This window comes from Tolypothrix bouteillei VB521301 (genome assembly GCF_000760695.4).
Lineage (GTDB): Bacteria > Cyanobacteriota > Cyanobacteriia > Cyanobacteriales > Nostocaceae > Scytonema > Scytonema bouteillei_A.
Genome location: NZ_JHEG04000001.1, coordinates 8149425 through 8166868, shown reverse-complemented (window position 1 = coordinate 8166868; position 17444 = coordinate 8149425). Strand labels below are relative to the sequence as shown.

15 protein-coding genes and 1 pseudogene are annotated in these 17444 nt (G+C 41.3%); 11 read left to right on the top strand and 5 right to left on the bottom strand.

Features of this window, described 5'->3' with window-relative positions:
- The first annotated feature begins 14 nt into the window (after positions 1-14).
- From HC643_RS33395 to HC643_RS33375, 5 genes are all read left to right on the top strand, one after another.
- The gene (locus HC643_RS33395; protein ID WP_038073327.1) at positions 15-302 is read left to right on the top strand and encodes a hypothetical protein; all 288 of its coding nucleotides are present in this window, start codon (positions 15-17) and stop codon (positions 300-302) included.
- Between the two features lie 123 nt (positions 303-425).
- Positions 426-2786 carry a heavy metal translocating P-type ATPase gene (locus HC643_RS33390; protein WP_038073329.1) on the top strand — a complete coding sequence of 787 codons (2361 nt, stop codon included), beginning with the start codon at positions 426-428 and terminating at the stop codon, positions 2784-2786.
- A 141-nt stretch (positions 2787-2927) separates the two neighbouring features.
- The gene (locus tag HC643_RS41750) at positions 2928-5546 is read left to right on the top strand and encodes an iron uptake porin (RefSeq protein ID WP_050046574.1); all 2619 of its coding nucleotides are present in this window, start codon (positions 2928-2930) and stop codon (positions 5544-5546) included.
- Positions 5547-5557: 11 nt separating this feature from the next.
- Positions 5558-5971 (top strand): prephenate dehydrogenase dimerization domain-containing protein, encoded by a 414-nt coding sequence (locus HC643_RS33380; protein WP_050046575.1) that lies wholly within the window; start codon positions 5558-5560, stop codon positions 5969-5971.
- Between the two features lie 108 nt (positions 5972-6079).
- Positions 6080-6922, top strand: a complete 843-nt coding sequence (locus HC643_RS33375; RefSeq protein ID WP_167844803.1) for a pentapeptide repeat-containing protein — start codon at positions 6080-6082, stop codon at positions 6920-6922.
- A gap of 207 nt (positions 6923-7129) precedes the next feature.
- On the opposite strand, the gene HC643_RS33370 is transcribed toward HC643_RS33375, so the two are convergent.
- Both HC643_RS33370 and HC643_RS33365 read right to left on the bottom strand, forming a co-directional pair.
- On the bottom strand, positions 7130-7705 hold the full coding sequence (locus HC643_RS33370; RefSeq protein WP_038073332.1) for an SRPBCC family protein: 576 nt from the start codon (positions 7703-7705) through the stop codon (positions 7130-7132).
- The gene (locus HC643_RS33365) at positions 7690-8025 is read right to left on the bottom strand and encodes an ArsR/SmtB family transcription factor (protein WP_038073334.1); all 336 of its coding nucleotides are present in this window, start codon (positions 8023-8025) and stop codon (positions 7690-7692) included. The genes HC643_RS33370 and HC643_RS33365 overlap by 16 nt, the downstream gene beginning before the upstream one ends.
- A gap of 283 nt (positions 8026-8308) precedes the next feature.
- Here HC643_RS33365 and HC643_RS33360 point away from each other — a divergent pair, with 283 nt between their 5' ends.
- Positions 8309-9142, top strand: coding sequence for an alpha/beta fold hydrolase (locus tag HC643_RS33360; protein ID WP_038073336.1), 834 nt, complete (start codon positions 8309-8311; stop codon positions 9140-9142).
- Positions 9143-9409: 267 nt separating this feature from the next.
- The gene (locus HC643_RS33355) at positions 9410-10636 is read left to right on the top strand and encodes a DUF4336 domain-containing protein (protein WP_038073339.1); all 1227 of its coding nucleotides are present in this window, start codon (positions 9410-9412) and stop codon (positions 10634-10636) included.
- A gap of 142 nt (positions 10637-10778) precedes the next feature.
- On the opposite strand, the gene HC643_RS33350 is transcribed toward HC643_RS33355, so the two are convergent.
- Positions 10779-11396, bottom strand: coding sequence for a TetR/AcrR family transcriptional regulator (locus tag HC643_RS33350; protein WP_038073342.1), 618 nt, complete (start codon positions 11394-11396; stop codon positions 10779-10781).
- Between the two features lie 230 nt (positions 11397-11626).
- Between HC643_RS33350 and HC643_RS33345 the strand changes: the two genes are divergently transcribed.
- The 4 genes and pseudogenes from HC643_RS33345 to HC643_RS42805 form a co-directional block, all read left to right on the top strand.
- Entirely contained in the window at positions 11627-13303 is a 1677-nt protein-coding gene (locus HC643_RS33345; protein ID WP_038073344.1) for an FAD-dependent monooxygenase, read from the top strand.
- Positions 13304-13645: 342 nt separating this feature from the next.
- Positions 13646-14224 (top strand): hypothetical protein, encoded by a 579-nt coding sequence (locus HC643_RS33340; protein WP_137986553.1) that lies wholly within the window; start codon positions 13646-13648, stop codon positions 14222-14224.
- A 114-nt stretch (positions 14225-14338) separates the two neighbouring features.
- Positions 14339-14707: a hypothetical protein gene (locus HC643_RS33335; RefSeq protein WP_038073348.1), complete on the top strand. Its 369-nt coding sequence runs from the start codon at positions 14339-14341 to the stop codon at positions 14705-14707.
- A gap of 12 nt (positions 14708-14719) precedes the next feature.
- Positions 14720-15594: pseudogene (locus HC643_RS42805) on the top strand (ISL3 family transposase); the annotation flags it as partial.
- A gap of 78 nt (positions 15595-15672) precedes the next feature.
- On the opposite strand, the gene HC643_RS33325 reads toward HC643_RS42805, so the two are convergent.
- Together HC643_RS33325 and HC643_RS33320 are read right to left on the bottom strand one after the other, a co-directional pair.
- Complete coding sequence (locus HC643_RS33325) at positions 15673-16365, bottom strand: hypothetical protein (RefSeq protein WP_137986555.1); 693 nt, start codon at positions 16363-16365, stop codon at positions 15673-15675.
- Between the two features lie 53 nt (positions 16366-16418).
- Complete coding sequence (locus HC643_RS33320; protein WP_038073354.1) at positions 16419-17333, bottom strand: carbohydrate ABC transporter permease; 915 nt, start codon at positions 17331-17333, stop codon at positions 16419-16421.
- Between the last annotated feature and the right edge of the window lie 111 nt (positions 17334-17444).

The window sequence follows — 17444 nt, the reverse complement described above, 5'->3', positions numbered from 1 at the left end:
GAGCCAAATAACTTATGGCAACCGTTTCATCTTTATTTCGTAAATACCATCGACAACTATCAATCATGGTATCCATACCTCTAATGTTGATGGCTTTAACTGGAACTGTTTCACCCATTTTGGAAGAGATGCATTTTGACACTGCAGTTAAATTCATCCGAAAAATTCATAGTGGGAAGATTTTTTTTGGTTCTGGTTATGTAGTTTACTCAGCTTTAAGTGGTTTGGCATTGTTAGGGTTACTGGTGACAGGGTTTAGCATGCTACGGATATTTGGGCGTAAAAATATCAAGAGACAGTAGTAAGTTATTGTGCTAGCAAGAGTACCGAAAGAACGCATAATACAGTGACTGGTGACCCAAAGGGTCACCAATTCCCAGTCACTCATTTACTTAATAACATCAAATTCAAAGGGTTAATCTCACATGGAAACTCTCACATTAAAATTAAGTGGTATGAGTTGTGCTGCTTGCGCCCAAAGTGTTGAAGCAGCAATTCGTTCTGTACCTGGAGTATTGCAGTGCAATGTGAACTTTGCTGCAGAAATTGCTACTGTTCGATACGAAAAGTTGCGAACAAATCTCGAAAAAATTCAAGCTGCGATCGATGCTGCTGGATACTCTTCTTACTCTCAATCAGATGAGGTCATAAATACTGTTGAAGAAGATGCAAAAAGTGCAGCTTATTTGGCAAAGTCACGCAACCTTACACGCAAGTTGATATTTGCCAGTATCCACAGCATCCAAATTTTTTTAGGATCGCTACCACATATGATGGGATTGCACTTATCTTTTATTCCAACAGTCTTAAGCAATCCTTGGGTACAGTTACTGTTAGCAACTCCCGTACAATTTTGGTGCGGTGCTTTCTTTTATCGTAATGCATGGAAAGCTTTTAAAGGTCGAAGAGCAACAATGGATACATTAGTTGTTTTAGGGACGAGTGCAGCTTATTTTTATTCCCTATTTGTGACGCTTTTTCCCGATTTATTTATATCTAATGGTTTAATGACTGATGTATATTATGAAGCTGCTACAGTTGTTATTACTTTAATTTTGTTAGGTCGTTTGTTGGAACATCATGCCAAAAGTAAAACCTACGAATCTATACGTAAATTAATGGGGTTGCAACCCAAAACTGCTTGTATTATCCGCGATAACGTAGAAATTAATATTCCAATTCAGGAAGTAGCTGTTGGTGATGTTATCTTGGTACGTCCGGGAGAAAAAATTCCGGTAGATGGAGAAGTGATTGATGGAATTTCTTCTGTGGATGAAGCTATGATTACAGGTGAAAGTATGCCTGTAAAAAAACAACCGCAAGATGAAGTTATTGGTGCTACAATTAACAAAACCAGTGTGTTAATATTCCAGGCAACGCGAGTGGGACGCGATACAGTATTGTCCCAAATCGTGAAGCTAGTGCAAGAAGCCCAAGCGTCGAAAGCACCAATTCAGCGTCTGGCAGATCGAGTGACAGGATGGTTTGTACCAGCAGTTATCGCGATCGCGAGCATCACATTTCTCGTCTGGTTTAGTATTGTCGGTAACCTCACCCTATCCTTAATAACAGCAATAGGAGTGTTGATTATTGCATGCCCTTGCGCTTTAGGTTTAGCAACTCCGACATCAGTTATGGTAGGAACGGGCATAGGTGCAGAACATGGGATTTTAATTAAAGGAGCTGAAAGTTTAGAACTAGCGCACAAAATACAAACGATTGTGCTAGATAAAACTGGAACTCTCACAGAGGGAAAGCCAACTGTGACCGACTTTTTTACTGCTAAAGGTACCCAAGACCAGAACGAACTTAAACTTCTACAAATGGTTGCGGCGGTAGAACAAGATTCCGAACATCCCTTAGCTGAAGCAATAATCAAGTACGCAAAATCGCAAGGTATTGATACGGTAAAAATTCAATCCCTGCGAGCCAGAAATTTCCAAGCATATCCAGGGATGGGTATTCAAGGTGGAGTTTCAGGTTGTTTGGTTCAAATTGGAACCCAACGTTGGCTAGAAGAACAAGGTATTAATACATATAGATTCCACAAACAAAAAATCATTTTAGAAGCAGCAGGTAAAACCCTAGTATGGATTGCGGTAGATGGATCGATTCAAGGCTTAGTTGGAATCTCTGATGCTTTAAAACCTTCATCAAAAGAAGTTGTAAGAGTACTCCAAAAAATGGGTTTAGACGTTATCATGCTGACTGGAGACAATCGTGCATCTGCGATCGCAATTGCTCTACAACTGGGTATCAAGAGAGTGTTTGCAGAAGTGCGACCCGATCAAAAAGCTCAAGTCATTCAATCTCTGAAATCTGAGAGGAACGGGAGACAGGGGGAACGAGAGAAAGGGGGAAGAGTCGATTTACAATTATTCCCCCCATCTCTGACTACCCCATTCCCCCAATCTATTGTTGCTATGGTAGGGGATGGGATTAATGATGCACCAGCCCTTGCACAAGCAGATGTTGGGATTGCCATAGGAACCGGGACAGATGTTGCGATCGCCGCTAGCGATATTACCCTCATATCGGGCGATTTAGAAGGAATTATCACAGCAATTCAGTTAAGCCGTGCGACTATTCGCAATATCCGCCAAAATCTGCTTTTTGCCTTCATTTACAACCTTGCTGGAATTCCCATCGCTACCGGAGTTCTCTTTCCATTCACCGGTTGGTTGCTAAACCCAATTATTGCAGGAGCCGCAATGGCTTTTAGTTCATTTTCCGTCATTACTAATGCCTTACGCCTGCGTACATTTCAACCCAAAATTTATTTTTAGGTTAGTGGTTAGTAGTTTGTCGTTTGTCGCTTACTACAGTCGCAATCATTTGTTATGAGTCATTAGACCTCAGCGGTATAACAACTAATTACTAACCACTAACCACTAACCACCGACCACTAACTACTAATCATTAAACAAATGACTTTAAGACATCGTTTTCCCAATTTATCTGTTATTGGTAGCTTAAGTCTTCTTGGTATAGTTACCCAACAACATCCAACTCGTGCCGAAACAGACATACCTGAAAACATTCCTTTTGAGAAAATTTTAGCTGTCGAGACAAATTTACCTTCTAAGGTATTAGCACCTTCTAGAACAGTGATATATGCTCGAAAAAAATCTCAACAAAATCAGCTTTTTACCGCAGAAGCAGTTATATCTTGTGGATTTTCCAACACAAATTTAGCGTGCTCCAATAAAAAAGATGAAAAATTTTCTCCTACAAATATAGAGTTAAGAAACCAGGAAGAAAATATCCAAGAAACTGAATCGAAAAGTTTGGCACAATTAATGATTGAAAAATCAAAAACTTTAGAAAGTAAGAATCGTGAGTGGAGAGTTACACCACAAAATAAAAATCTAGAATCTTCTTCATCTCCATACTCTCTACGTCCATATAAAAGAAAGAATTCAAAAGAAAATTTCTCACAATTTTCCAATCTTAATGATTCTGTAAGATTCTTTTCAGAAACTGCTACGACTTCCAAACCTTTAAAATCATCATCCGAAATGGCTGATTCTACAAAAAAATCTTCATCTCAATCTTCTCTTCCTTACTCTTTACGTGCAAAAAATCTTGTTGATTCTGTCAAATTCTTCTCGGAGGAATCTCCAATCGTCAACTCTTCACCAACTCAAGAAGTTTTTGATTTTACACAAGTTTCTACAAAAATATATTCAGAAAAAACTTTCAGTGCGCCTTATTCTTTACGTCCATACAGTAGTAGTTCAAGAGAAGGAATTTCTGAAAAAAAACCTACTATCTTAGAATTAGTTGAACTTTGGGAACCCAAAGATAATATAGCTTCCGTTGCCGATCTTACTACCACAACCCCAACAGACAAAGATAACACCATATTAGAGCCAAAAAAAAACTCAAAGGAACAACCCATTTCCAGTTCCTCTAAAGATTTATCATTAGATCTGACAACAAGAGAAGCCCCCAATACGAGTGTTCTTCCCATTGAACAAACTGTTCCCAGACAAATAGATACAGTCAACCGCAGAGATTTAGATAACCAACAAATAGCAGAAGTTGAGATAACGCCTGTCAGTCAACTAGAAGATCGGCAAATATCAGAAGTTGATATGACCCCCGTCAGTCAACTGGATGATATCCAACCATCTGATTGGGCTTTTCAAGCACTTTATTCTTTAAACGATCGCTATGGTATTAATAAAACCAATCCAAATGGTGGATTTCGAGGTAACCGAGCCTTGACTCGTTATGAATTTGCCAACGCACTGCAAACAACAATTGAGCAAATCAACGAGCTTGTAGCACAAGGGAATACCCCCGCTATTTCCCGTGATGATATAGCTATTTTAGAACGCCTTCGGGAAGAGTTTGCTGCTGAGTTAACTAAGTTACAAGGGCGTGTAGACACATTAGAGGTTCGTACTTCTGAATTGCAAGCCAACCAGTTTTCAACAACAACCAAGTTAACAGGTCAAGTCATCTTTGGTGTGACGGGAGGTAGTTTTAGTGGCGATCGCATTGTTGACGTGACAGGGAGAGAAATTACGACAAAACAACCCAATCCAACCTTTGTTTATCGAGCAGCTTTGGATTTTAACACGAGTTTCAGTGGTTCTGATTTGTTAAAAATCCGATTGGATGCAGGAAGCGATGGTGCGGATGATAATGCTGCAGGATTTCTTGAACCCAGCCTTGGTAGCGTTTTGGATTTTGCTGCAAAACCTCCAGTAGAACAATTGGGTATTTCCCGTCTCTTCTATACTTTCTCTCCTCTTAAAAACGTAATTCTTTCCCTCGGTCCAAAAATAGTTCTTAGCGATTACATAGACACAAACCGCTACGCCAACCTCAGCTTTTTAGATTTTTCCACTCAAGCATTTGTTAACAACTATCTTTTGTTTCCAGTTCAGGGCTTGGGTGCAGGTGCTGTCATTAGTTGGAACCCAGGCGATGGTCCTTTTACAGCACGAGCAGGTTATATAGCGGCGGCTGCTAATGAACCAACTTCAAGAGATTCGACTTCCTTTGTTCCTGGTATTTTTCCAATAGGATACACTCTTTACCCTAATGGAGGTAGTACTGGGGGATTCTTTGGCGATCCCCATCAAGGGATAGCTGAAGTAGAATATGCGCCCTCTAAAAACTTTGCAGTTCGTCTCCAGTATGCTTTTGGTAATATTTTAGGTGGACAATTTAATGTCTTTGGAGCCAACTTTGAATTAGCTTTGTCAGATCGATTTGGTGTCTTTGGACGCTACGGTCATGCTAGTTATAAAGACACAAGTTTTGGTGATATCAGCCCCACTTACTGGATGCTAGGTCTGGCTTTTCCCGATCTATTTGTGCGAGGTGCTAAAGCAGGTATTGCTGTTGGTCAGCCCTTTATATCTCGTGATGTTGGTAATGCCACTCAAACTAATTTTGAAGCTTTTTACAACTATCCCATTAGCAACAATATTCAAATTGCCCCAGTCATACAAGTCATTACAAACCCAGGCAATCAGGAAAGCAATGGTACCGTTCTTACAGGTACACTCCGCACAGTGTTTTCTTTCTAAGGCTATTAGATATGATTGAAAAGGATGGTGGTAACCTCATCGCCTGCGAACCGCAAGAGCACGACAAAATTATGGTCGCTATTCAGGCAATCCGCAACTTTACAGCATTGAGTCTCGGTATTTTCTCGAGTCAAGAGAAGATCGATCTCCCTCGCAATCTTAACTTCTCTAGCCCGACGTTCCGTCTAGAAATTGGTTTAGTTAGCCGCTCGTTGACTCAATTTGCATCAATGATAGCAGATATTTTGCTTGCAACATCAGAACGACAGCAAGCCATTGAGAGATTGTCAGCAACTTACAGTGAGTTAGCGCAATTGGTAGTTCGAGGCGATCGCGATGCTTTAATCCATAAGTTTCAAATAGCCTGCAATTATTTTGCCGGAGAAATTGCCATGACAGTAGAAGAAAGTCATCATGTGCTCTAAGCACTCAGTGTACTAGTAGCTGCTAAAGGAGCCGATCGCAAACAAAGCAAGCACGCAAACTAAAAAACTGTTGACCGAGCAAGCCGCTTTCTAAAAATTCAGTATTATATGAAACACAATTCACTCAAAATTTATCTAAATGTTGCAATCGGTAGTATGGCTCTAGTCACAACTCCAGTATATGCGGCAAATCCCATACATATCCAGCAACTACTAACAACAAAAAAGTGTGTTAAATGCAATTTATCGCAAGCTAACCTACAGGGAGCAGATCTGGATTACGCCAATCTTCAGGACAGCAACTTATCAGGAACTATTTTATCAGGAGCTAACCTTCAGTATGCTAACTTTCAAAATGCTAATTTGTCTGGAGCCGATTTGATACAAGCTAACTTGTCAGAAGCTAATTTCTCATCTGCAAATCTTCAGAAAGCTAAGCTTTCCCAAGCAAACTTATCATCGGCGAGTCTTCAAAAAACCGATCTATCCCAAGCCAATCTTGTGCAAGCTAATTTATCGCGAGCTATCTTTTGGCAAGCCAACCTGCGACAAGCTAACTTATCCAAAGCCAACTTGTGGCAAGCCAATTTATCGGTTTTAGGTAGCCTTCAGCAAGCTAATTTAACAGGAGCTAAGCTATGGCAAGCTAATCTACGACAAGCAAACCTACAGGAAGCCAACTTTACACAAGCCGATCTTTCACAAGCCGATCTTACATCAGCACGCATTCAGAAAAGCAAGCTGTGGTATGCTAATCTGTCGCAATCGGTTCTTGAGGGAGTTAACCTTCAAGAAGCAGATCTTGAGGCGGCTAACCTTCAGGGGGCAAAAATGCCCAATGGTGAAATATATTCTTCATCTGCTCCCAGTATCCCTATTCTTCATATTCTTCTCAGTACTTTTAGCATTTTTGGCGCTGCGATCGCGTTTTGGCGACTGGCAAAAAGTTAATAAAATGCTAATTGCTAATGGCTAATGGCTAATGGCTAATGGTGAGACTAGCCCTGTAGGCGGGTTTCCCTCGCCCTGGGGACTGGCGTTTGCGAAGCGTGCGCTCCCCCCGTTGAAGCAACTGCCGTCCACTCTTCTAGAGTGAGGGCAATTAATGTGTAACTTCACTTAGAATTGGTATAACAATTAGCCATTAGCCATTAGCCATTAGCAACTAACCATTTGTAGCAGAGATTCCAGTTTATGTTCCCATCGGCTATTTAAAAATGACGTGAGGATTACGCTTGTATTTGGACTTGTTGCGAACGCTCCATTTAATAAAGAATTAAACGTGGAAGTTCGTTCCCTCAATTCCTGAGTTCTTGTTTCAGGCATATAAGCTAAAGCAGTTGTTCCATATCGGTGATTTAAATTACCAGTGTGAGAATACTTTGGTTGGGGTGATTCTGTAGGGAGCGATTGTAGAATTTTGTGTTCCAAACGCAATTGAGTTCCTCCTTCCTGTGGTTCTAAAATCCACGTGACTGTGGAAGGTCGGGACATAAATCTGTCCTGCCACGTGTAGGAAAGACGGTTTGGCTCATCTAATTCAATCACTTCACAATCAATACTTTCATTTAGACCGGGCAATGTAGAGTCTTGAAATTGAAATTTATGCCCCACTCGCGGCTCAAAATTATTTTCCATTAACCATGCAGCCAAGGCACGGCGGTTGGTAAGCACTTGCCAAACCTTTTCGGGCGGGTATGGATAGAAAATTTCTTTTTTTAAGTCTCGGAGCATATATTGTCCTCTAAGTAATTGCCTAAGGCGTCTAGTTTTTGTTGCCAGAACTGCTCGTAATCGGCAATCCAGTTAGAAACTTGCCGAAGAGGTTCGGGATTGAGTCGATACAGACGCTGTCGCCCCGCTTTTCTCATTTGTACTAAGCCAGCATCACAAAGCACTTGTAAGTGTTGAGAAATAGCTGGCAAACTCATGGCAAAAGGCTCAGCTAACTGTTTAACTGGTTGCTCCCCAGTCAGTAACCGATCTAATATTGCCCGTCGCGTTGGATCTGCGATCGCTGCAAAGACATCGGCACTAGCAGCAGGTCTACTCATTGATTACCCTGTAGCTAGAAAACTCGAAGATATACCATAAAAATACAACTTAATTATTTAAGTTTATTCTTAAGTATTTTTATGATAGATAAGTATTGACTTAAATGTCAACTCTTAATCTATGCACACATAATTGCAGAAGGCAACAACTCCCTTTCCGCTCTAAAATTCTACTCCTATATGTAGGGTGGGCACTGCCCATCCTACGCCCATAAGTAATCTTTTAGCAGCAAGGGGTATGGTGTAAAATCGGGTTGATTGTTACGAGTTGAATAAAGTCGAGATGAATCGAACTGAGCAATTGCAAGATCGGTATGTCAAAGTTGGGTCTGTGAACACTCGATATTGGCAGATTGGTGACTCAGGTAGCACAGTCATCTTGCTTCACGGTGGTGGCGGTTATATTGAATTGTGGAAGCACAACATCTTTGAATTAGCTAAGCATCATCGCGTTTACGCTTTTGATATGGTGGGCGCAGGTCGATCCGATAAACCGGATGCCAAATACACCTTCGACTTTATGGCTCAGTTCACTCGGGATTTCATGAAGGCTTTAGATATCGCTCGTGCTAGTCTGATTGGTACTTCCGCAGGTGGTGGCGTTGCACTCACCTTTACACTGAACTTTCCAGAGTTAGTCGAGGGACTCATCCTTGTTGGCAGTGCTGGTTTGGGGAAAGAAATCAGTTTTTGGCTGCGAGTCACAACGCTTCCCGGTTTAGACAAGTTATTCAGTTCGCCGAGTCAATCAAGTCTTGCAATGTTGTGCAAACAGGCGGTCTACGACTCAAAACTAATTACTGATGAAATTGTCAAGGAGTTTTATCAAATGGCACGGCTACCTGGTGCGGCGGAAGCGACATTAAATGTAGGTCGTTCCAATTTCAACATTTGGGGACAATTCTATCAGCCGATCGCACAGAGGTTGCCTACCATTGTTGCTCCAACCCTCATCATTTGGGGTAGGCAAGATACAATGGTTCCTGTAACTCATGCTCACAATGGTGCTAAAACTATTCCGAATGCTCGGTTGGAAATTATTGAAGAGTGTGGCCATTGGGCTCCTATCGAATATCCACAGAAATTTAACCAGCTAGTTTTAGAGTTTCTATCGTGATTGTCGAATTCGTAGTGTTAGATCTGCTTTCAAGCATCTATCCGGGCGAATAAAATCTCTTTCACACGGTAACAGAAAATTGTGTTTCTTCCATATTTTACGGGAGCGAGCGCTGCACCCATCAGAGGCTTATATCAAACTCAGGTTAATTAAAATGAATTGTCTCCATATATTAATATTTAAGGTATAGGTTCACAAATCAGGGAAATTCAGCTAAAAATAATTTGAGACTTTGCAAGGGAAAAAAGTGGAGTGGCTCAACTCAAGATGAAGGTGCAGGAAACGCAGGGACAAGAGAACAATTCTAGGGACTTTTCATGGCAATTCTGGCCTGCTTTGCCACTTTATCCCTTTGGTGAACGGCGGACAATTCGCAAAGAAGTGGTAAGGGACACAATTTGGACTTTTGACCAGCTTCAAGGTATTTTCTACGTCGTTGTGCCTATTCGCATGACCGTAGTAAAGTTAGAAGGAGGGGGTCTCCTCGTTTACGCGCCTGTTGCGCCAACCCCAGAATGTATCCGCCTAGTGAATGAGTTGGTAGCAGAGCACGGTAACGTCAAGTACATCATCCTGCCAACTATCTCAGGTTTGGAACACAAAGTATTTGTTGGTCCTTTTGCCAGATATTTTCCTGAATCTCAGGTATTTGTTGCTCCCAAGCAGTGGAGTTTCCCTCTCAATCTTCCACTCACTTGGCTTGGTTTACCCAGAAAACGCACTCAGGTACTTCCAGAAGATAGCAGTCAAACTCCCTTTGGTAAGCAGTTTGATTACGCCATCCTCGGTCCGATTGAACTTGGACCGGGTCGGTTTGCAGAAGTCGCCTTCTTTGACAAGCGATCGCACTCACTCCTGGTAACAGATTCAGTCCTTTCCGTACCGGAAGAACCGCCTGCGATCGTGCAATTAGATCCATACCCCCTACTATTTCATGCCAAAGACAAAGCATCCGATCTCATCGAAGACAACCAAGCAAATCGCCGTAAGGGATGGCAGAGAATTGCTTTATTTGCTTTGTACTTCCAGCCAAGTTTGCTAGAAGTCATAAAATGGGGAGAAGTGTTTCGCAATGTCTTAAAAGCGTCCGAACGTTCCAAAAAAGCTTATTTTGGGTTATTTCCTTTCAAATGGAAACCTGATTGGAAGCAATCTTTTGATGCATTGAGAGGAGATGGGCGTCTATTTGTCGCACCAATTTTACAAACTCTCATTCTCAATCGCGCACCTCAAGAAACTATCAATTGGGCTAATAAGGTAGCGAGTTGGGATTTTCAGTGGATAATTTCCTGCCATTTTGATGCCCCTATTAAGGCAAAACCGCACCAGTTTCGTCAAGCATTCTCCTTTCTAGAAAAGAACCCGGCTGTCAGTAGTGGTGTATTCAGCAGTAGCAGTTATCCCCTACCAGAAGAAGATTTTAAAACACTTAGGGAACTTGATGAAGGTCTCAGCAAGTTTGGTATTGTACCACCAGCAAAGGAGAAATTGTAAAGACCCTATCTTCTATCAGAAGCACTTCAGATACTGTTGGCTAAATATAACTTAACATTTAACTGATGGAAAGAAGCTTTTTGATTTTTTGCTCATGCCATGTGTTGCATAATGTTGCTGATTCCAAAAAAGCTTTACACGCTTATTTGCGAATGCCTGCAATCAACGAAATTAAGGTATCAATCAGGTTATCGCGACTTATCGGTAAAACGTCTTTGCCCTGTAGTAGCTCCTGTGAGATGACAAAATACACCAACGTTCCGATAAAGGTTTGAGCAACAGCTTCCGGATGTTGTAACTTCAGTTCTGGACGTGAGGCTAAGTATTGACTCAGGAGTGCGATCGCTGGTTTATCTACTGCACGAATGAACGTCTTAGCCAGAGTTGGAAAGCGTCCCGACTCAGCAATCGCCAGTCGAATCAGTGCTAGTAACTGTTCATTATTAAGAATTGTATCGAGCAAATTCGTTGCAATTTGCCGCAGTACAACTTCAGCTTCATCTTGAGGGATTTGGGCATTATCAAGTCCCACAATAGTGCGATATTGCTTCTGAGCGAGTTGCTCGATCAGCGCCGCGAACAATCCTTCCTTATCCTGAAAATAGCTATAGAGCGTCGGTTTTGAAACTCCTGCAGCAACAGCAATTCTATCCATACTTGCAGCTGTATAGCCCTGCGCCATAAACTCCTGCATTGCCCCTTCTAAAATTCGCTGGGCTTTCTCAGACATTTTGCGCCGATTTTCATTAGTTGTCGTCATACCCCGCCTCTTGACATTAAAGCATTAAACTACCTCACTCTATCTTAAGGTATATTTTACTAAACTGTGTGGTAAGTTTACTAAACTGTTTAGTAAAATCAGATTAAGCATTCTACAAAAGGAATGACAACACGCTCAGTTATGTGGTGTCAATACGATTGACCGCTCGAGAAACACAATTAAGCCGTGGAGCGATCCACAAATGAATAAGATTTAGGAGAACTCAAATCATGTCTCAATCTTCAGCGATCGTGGATGTTTTGGTAGTCGGAGCGGGTCCAGTTGGGCTAACTTTAGCCAACCTGCTTGTCAGCATGGGTGTGAGATGTCGTATCATAACCAAAGAGGCATATCTTCGTCCCGTGTCAGAGTCACGCGCTGAGGGAGTTCACATCCGCACGCTTCACTTGTTAGAACAACTAGGGGTATTAGAGCAGGCATTCTCACAAGGTAGACCGATACATGGTGCAACACTGCACGCTAACGGACGGGTATTGGGTAGTTTTGGCTTGAACGATCCACAAACCCCCTTCTTTCCGGGTGCTTTAATTCTGGAGCAGGGAAAAGTAGAGCGTATTCTTGCCGATCGCTTCACAACACATGGCATCGCTTTGGAACGGGGTGTTGAGTTGATCGATTTGCAACAGGAACCAGATCGGGTGATTGCAACTTTAAAATTGGCAGATGGGCAAACCAGTCAGACAAGCGCTCGTTATGTAGTTGGTTGCGATGGAGCACACAGCAAGGTGCGTCACTTAATTGGAGCAAGCTTTGAGGGAACAGCTCATCCCGGACAGTATGCCCTAGCCGATGTACAACTGAACTGGTACGACCAACCCTATGATGACAATTTGCATATTTTTCTCAGCCCGATGCTAGTGTTAGGAAGGCTGGCAGAGGGTAGTTGGAAAATAGCAGCACCGTTGCTCTCCCCCATCAAGCTAGGGGAGGAGTCAGAGACAGATTTTGTGCTGGCAACGCTGCAACAGCAGATGGACCGACATAAGATTCCTGCAACGCTGCACAGCCCCCGATGGACATCGCTTTTTCGTATTAGCACTCGTATGGTGAATCAGATGCGAGATCGCCGGGTGTTTTTGGCAGGTGATGCGGCACACATTCACAGTCCGATGGGGGGACAGGGAATGAATGAAGGAATGCAAGATGCGTTGAATCTAGCTTGGAAATTGGCAATTGTGCTTCAGAGGGGGGCAGGAGATGATTTGTTGGATACCTATCACGCGGAGCGACACCCATCGATCGCTGAAGTGCTGCACGATACCCAACGCATGACTCAACTGGTTGAAGTCCAAAACCCTGCGATCGGTCATTTGCGTAATGCAGTGCTTGCTACAGCCATGCACTTAGAGCCGATTCAAACAGCAATGCGGCTACAGTTCACAGGCAGTCGGCGGGCATTAGGTACGTCTGACAAAGCTTATTCCCCGTTCACCCATACTCTCCCGTTTGCAGGTGGACCTGAAGTTGGGCATCGTGCTCCCGATGCCCAAGACATTGTAATAGCAGGCAATCCGGGAAAGCGCCTGTTTCAAATTTGGGCGGAGGAGCCGCACCCCTTCTGCCATCGTTTGCTGTTGTTTGTGGGTGAACGTTCGGATATAAAACAAGGAACTGAATTGAGTAAACTAGCACGACAAATTGAGGAGCAATGGGGTAGGGTTTTGCGATCGTATCTCATCTATTCCGGTGATGTTGCGATCGCAGAGGCTTTATTGCAAGAAATTCCAACTGCTTTAAAGGATGTCTCGGGTGAACTACATCAGCGTTATAGTGCGCGAACCGAATGCCTCTACTTGATTCGCCCAGATGGCTTTGTTGGATTTCGCAGTCAAGGAATAGACGTACAATTGTTGCAAGCATTTCTGTATCACATGGGGCTAAATTGACAGCCTACAGATACGAAAATGAGAGGATCTATAATTGAGGTGTTTTCCATGTCAGACCATCAAAAAGTTGAGTCTTCAACCCAACAGGAGTTTGGCACTTCAGATAAGTGTGTCAAATCTCAAAAGGAAAGCTTACTCATATGATTCAAAATTTATCAGCCAAAGAAGTTCAGGCATTTTAAAAACAGTTCGGAAGGAGTTAAAGAGAAAGTGGTAAGTTTACGTTTGAGGTAGGAAGAAATTTTCGTGTCAAATGAATAAAATTTGGAAATTGAGCATATGTATTGCTATATTTGGAACCCATACATTGTGAAGGGTCATCGTTATACAATAGAATTCGTATTGACAGAATTAGAAGAAGATTCAATTTTTATAGGAACTAAAAATTTCTTTGAAACTCTCCTAAAAGACATGGGGATTGAGGGAGAGGTTGTAAACTGGTTGCTTAAACCATATCGAAGTAATTACTATACAGATTATCTAGGAGAAGCAGATTGGCATGATGTTTGGCAAATTGTCTGGAAGGCTCGTGTAGTGACAGTTGAGGAAATTAGTACATTTCTTGAGTGGGAAGAAACCTATATCGAGAGTGAAGCTATTGATGAGAGTGCTTCGTTGTCACATACAATCACTGATACTGCAACGATTGGGTGCCTTATAGTTGCCGACTTTAAAAGCCTTGCTACTTTAATAAAGACGACGAAAGCGATCGCGAATGCTAATTTTAGCGAGATACAGCACAAATACTCAGTCTCTCCCCCAATATTTAATTATTCATTGTCAAAAAAATACAAGCAACTTCAAATTGACATAGGTCAGTTTCAGAGCGATTTTTTTTTGCAAGGAGCTGATTATGCGGAACAAATACTAGAGATATGCAAACAGGCAGGAGGCACAGTTAATTATCAAGAACGCTATTGAAAGAGCAACATATTTTCCGATACCTTTTTATTTAATTTATTGCCCGTGACTTGTGGCAGATATATATGCAATTGCACTGCAATACTATCATGCCCTCCGGCAGTATCCATACTGATGATGCTTGAATTAGAAGATAAAACCTCCGTATCGGCTATTCAAGGAAGAGACGCGGAGATTGTGGGACAATCCCTAAGAGTGCCAATTGCCCTGAGAATAGAATTCACCGACGGCAGGCGCTATCTCAGGAGCGGAGACGCTACGCGAACAACGGGGAACTCAGAGTATTTAATAACAATTCCCATTGTTTATCTGTCAGGTTTGTCGGATATGATGTTAGACATTGCTCTAATAACCCTGTCGCTTTTTTATCTACTGACACACCGTTACTGGAGTTTTTTTAGACTTTCCAAACGTCCTCTAATACCCGAGCGTGACAACAGTGGACAATCTACAGTTTCAAACCTATCTAAAATCCATCAGTGATAAGTATAAATACTTAATAATGTTTCTAAAAAAAATGGCTTAACGGCAGAAGAAGTCGAATCAATGCTCAAAACTATAGTCAAAAACATTTTACCTATTGATGTAAAAAATTTGCGCTCCTTAGGAATAGATGAAATTAGTTTAGTCAAAGGTCAAGGAAAATTTATAGTCGTTTTAGTAGACTTAGAAACTCATAAATTAATTGGTTTAGTCTCAGAAAGAAAACAAGTAGAGATAGAGAAAGTCATGCGTTTATGGGGAGAAAATGTTTTATCTCAAATAGAAGAAGTAAGTATGGATATGACAGGCAACTATAAATCAAAGCGTGAAAAAAATTTGTCCAAATGCGGAGGTAACAGTAGACAGATTTCATGTTACAAAAATGATTCACAAGGAGTTAAATCAGGCAAGAATTGAGCAAAAAACAGCAGCAAAATCCTTAAAAACTAAGGAAAGAGCTAAATTGTTTTACAGTTTAAAAGGCAGTAAATATACATTGCTAAAAGCAGAAGATAAGCTATCTAACAAACAAAAAAAAATTAGAAGAAGTCAAGGAAGCTTCTCCATTAGTAAGAATCATGCACTCTTTAAAAGAAGAGTTCCATGCTCTTTTTGAGAAGAGTAAGGACTGGGCAAAAGGAACATTAAAATTAATTGATTTGTTAAAAAAAGCCGAACCATATTATCAGAAGAGCGTCACAACAATTAAACGATGGTTTGGTGAGGTCGTCGGATATTTTGAAAAAAGAACAACTAACGGAGTAGTTGAAGGAATTAATAATAAATTGAAGCTATTAAAACGCTGCGGATTTGGGTTTAGAAATTTTAATAATTTTGAAATCCGGGCTTTACTATTTTGGCATTTTCCGAATATTTTAGGCCACTAAGTACGGAAGAACCGTTTTTTAGGAAATATACAAATCCGTTATACAGTATATATCGGGCATTGACTACTTGCAATAACCTTATGGTAATGTCTTTCGTATAGAAATCCAAGTTTTTAATTCTTCATTTGGAGAAATTTTTTCATCTTCAATTAACGATTGCAAGATACCTAAGTAACCCTTAATCCGCTTTAATTCTAGCAGAGTTTCTATAGAATCTTCTCGAGAATTTTTCAAATCTTCCCAACAAGACAAGGTCTTAATTTGAGCTTCTTGGGGCGACATAGTCAAGTTGTCGAAGAACCAGTGAATAATTCTGTCTGCATCAAGAATAGGATGACCGGGAATAGCATTAAATCTTCGTATCATAGATGCTCGCAGTAGCATTGAACTATATATAAAACTTTCTTGTTGGTCAGACTCTACCTTACTTACTAGTAGGTCATAAATTAATAATCCTACCTCTGCCCAAGGCAAGGCAGATGTAGTGTCACCATTATCAAAGTTATATCGAGCCCTACTTCCTGCTGCTTGAGCTAAGCCCAACCAATTAAAGTCTTTAGGAGCTTTTAATTGCCCTGACCTAATATCTTTCAGCCAAGCAAGTACATCAGAAGCATCTTTTTGCAACAGTTGGCTAAATAAATCTACGGAATTTTGCATATCTGACATATTATGATTTAGCTCTGGCTGTGATGGATCGCATGAAAGCTCGTAGCGAAGCGTTTGAAAACTGATTCTTATTGTGCCGCCAATATAACTATAAGTCGTCATTCAAATCCGCGACTCTCAACTTATCAAGCAAGTCAAGAGTAGCGGCATAAAAATTAGAGGCGGCTGCTTTGCAACGTTTCTCCCGTACTGCGATCGATTGATAATCGCAAAACAGACAGTCCCAAAATAATTAAAAAGAGTACGAGCCCAATCGTACAAGCATAGTTAATTTCCAAGTTTGTAAATGCTTGCTCATATAAATAGTAAACAATCGTCTTCGAGCTATTACCCGGTCCGCCTTGGGTCATGATATATATTTCTTCAAATACCTTAGTGGCAGAAATTGCTGATATCACTGCAACTAAACCCAAATAAGGTTGCATCAAGGGTATAGTGATATCCCAATGCTTGCCAATACCATCTGAGCCGTCTATAGCTGCTGCTTCATAAATATCGCTGGGAATAGATTGTAACCCTGCTAGATAAATTACCATGTAGTAACCCAATCCCTTCCAAACAGTCACAGCCATCACGCTGTAAAGTGCCAATTGGGGACTGGTGAGCCAAGGAATTCCTCCTGGAAAAATACCCTTAAGCAGTTGGTTTAGCAAACCCGTTTCTGCATACAACCACCTCCAAGCGATCCCAGCAACTACCATGGAAATGACAACTGGCGTGTAATACGCTGCTCTAAACCAGTTCATGCCACGCAGTTTTTGGTTGACTAAAATTGCCAGTACTAGGGGAGCAATCACCAAAATTGGCACGACACCTACAAGGTATAATAGGGTGTTCCCCAAAGTTTTCCAAAAAACTGGATCTTTCCACAATTTGTTAAAATTGGCTAAACCCACCCACTGTGGCATCTGGGTTAGATCGTATTCATATCGGGTAAAACTCAGGTAAAACGCTTGCAGTGCGGGCCAAAAAACGGTTAACCCTAAAATGACCATTGCTGGCAGCAAAAATAAGTAAGGAGTCAGTCGTTGGGTAATAATCATCCAATCTTTAGATGTCAATCTATTCATAGAATGCTTTTTTCGTACTTTTCCGTGCTCAATTCCTATCTTAGATAAGATGAATTTTTATTTTGAATCAGTGCAATATGAGAAAGCAAATCCATATTACACGAGCATCTA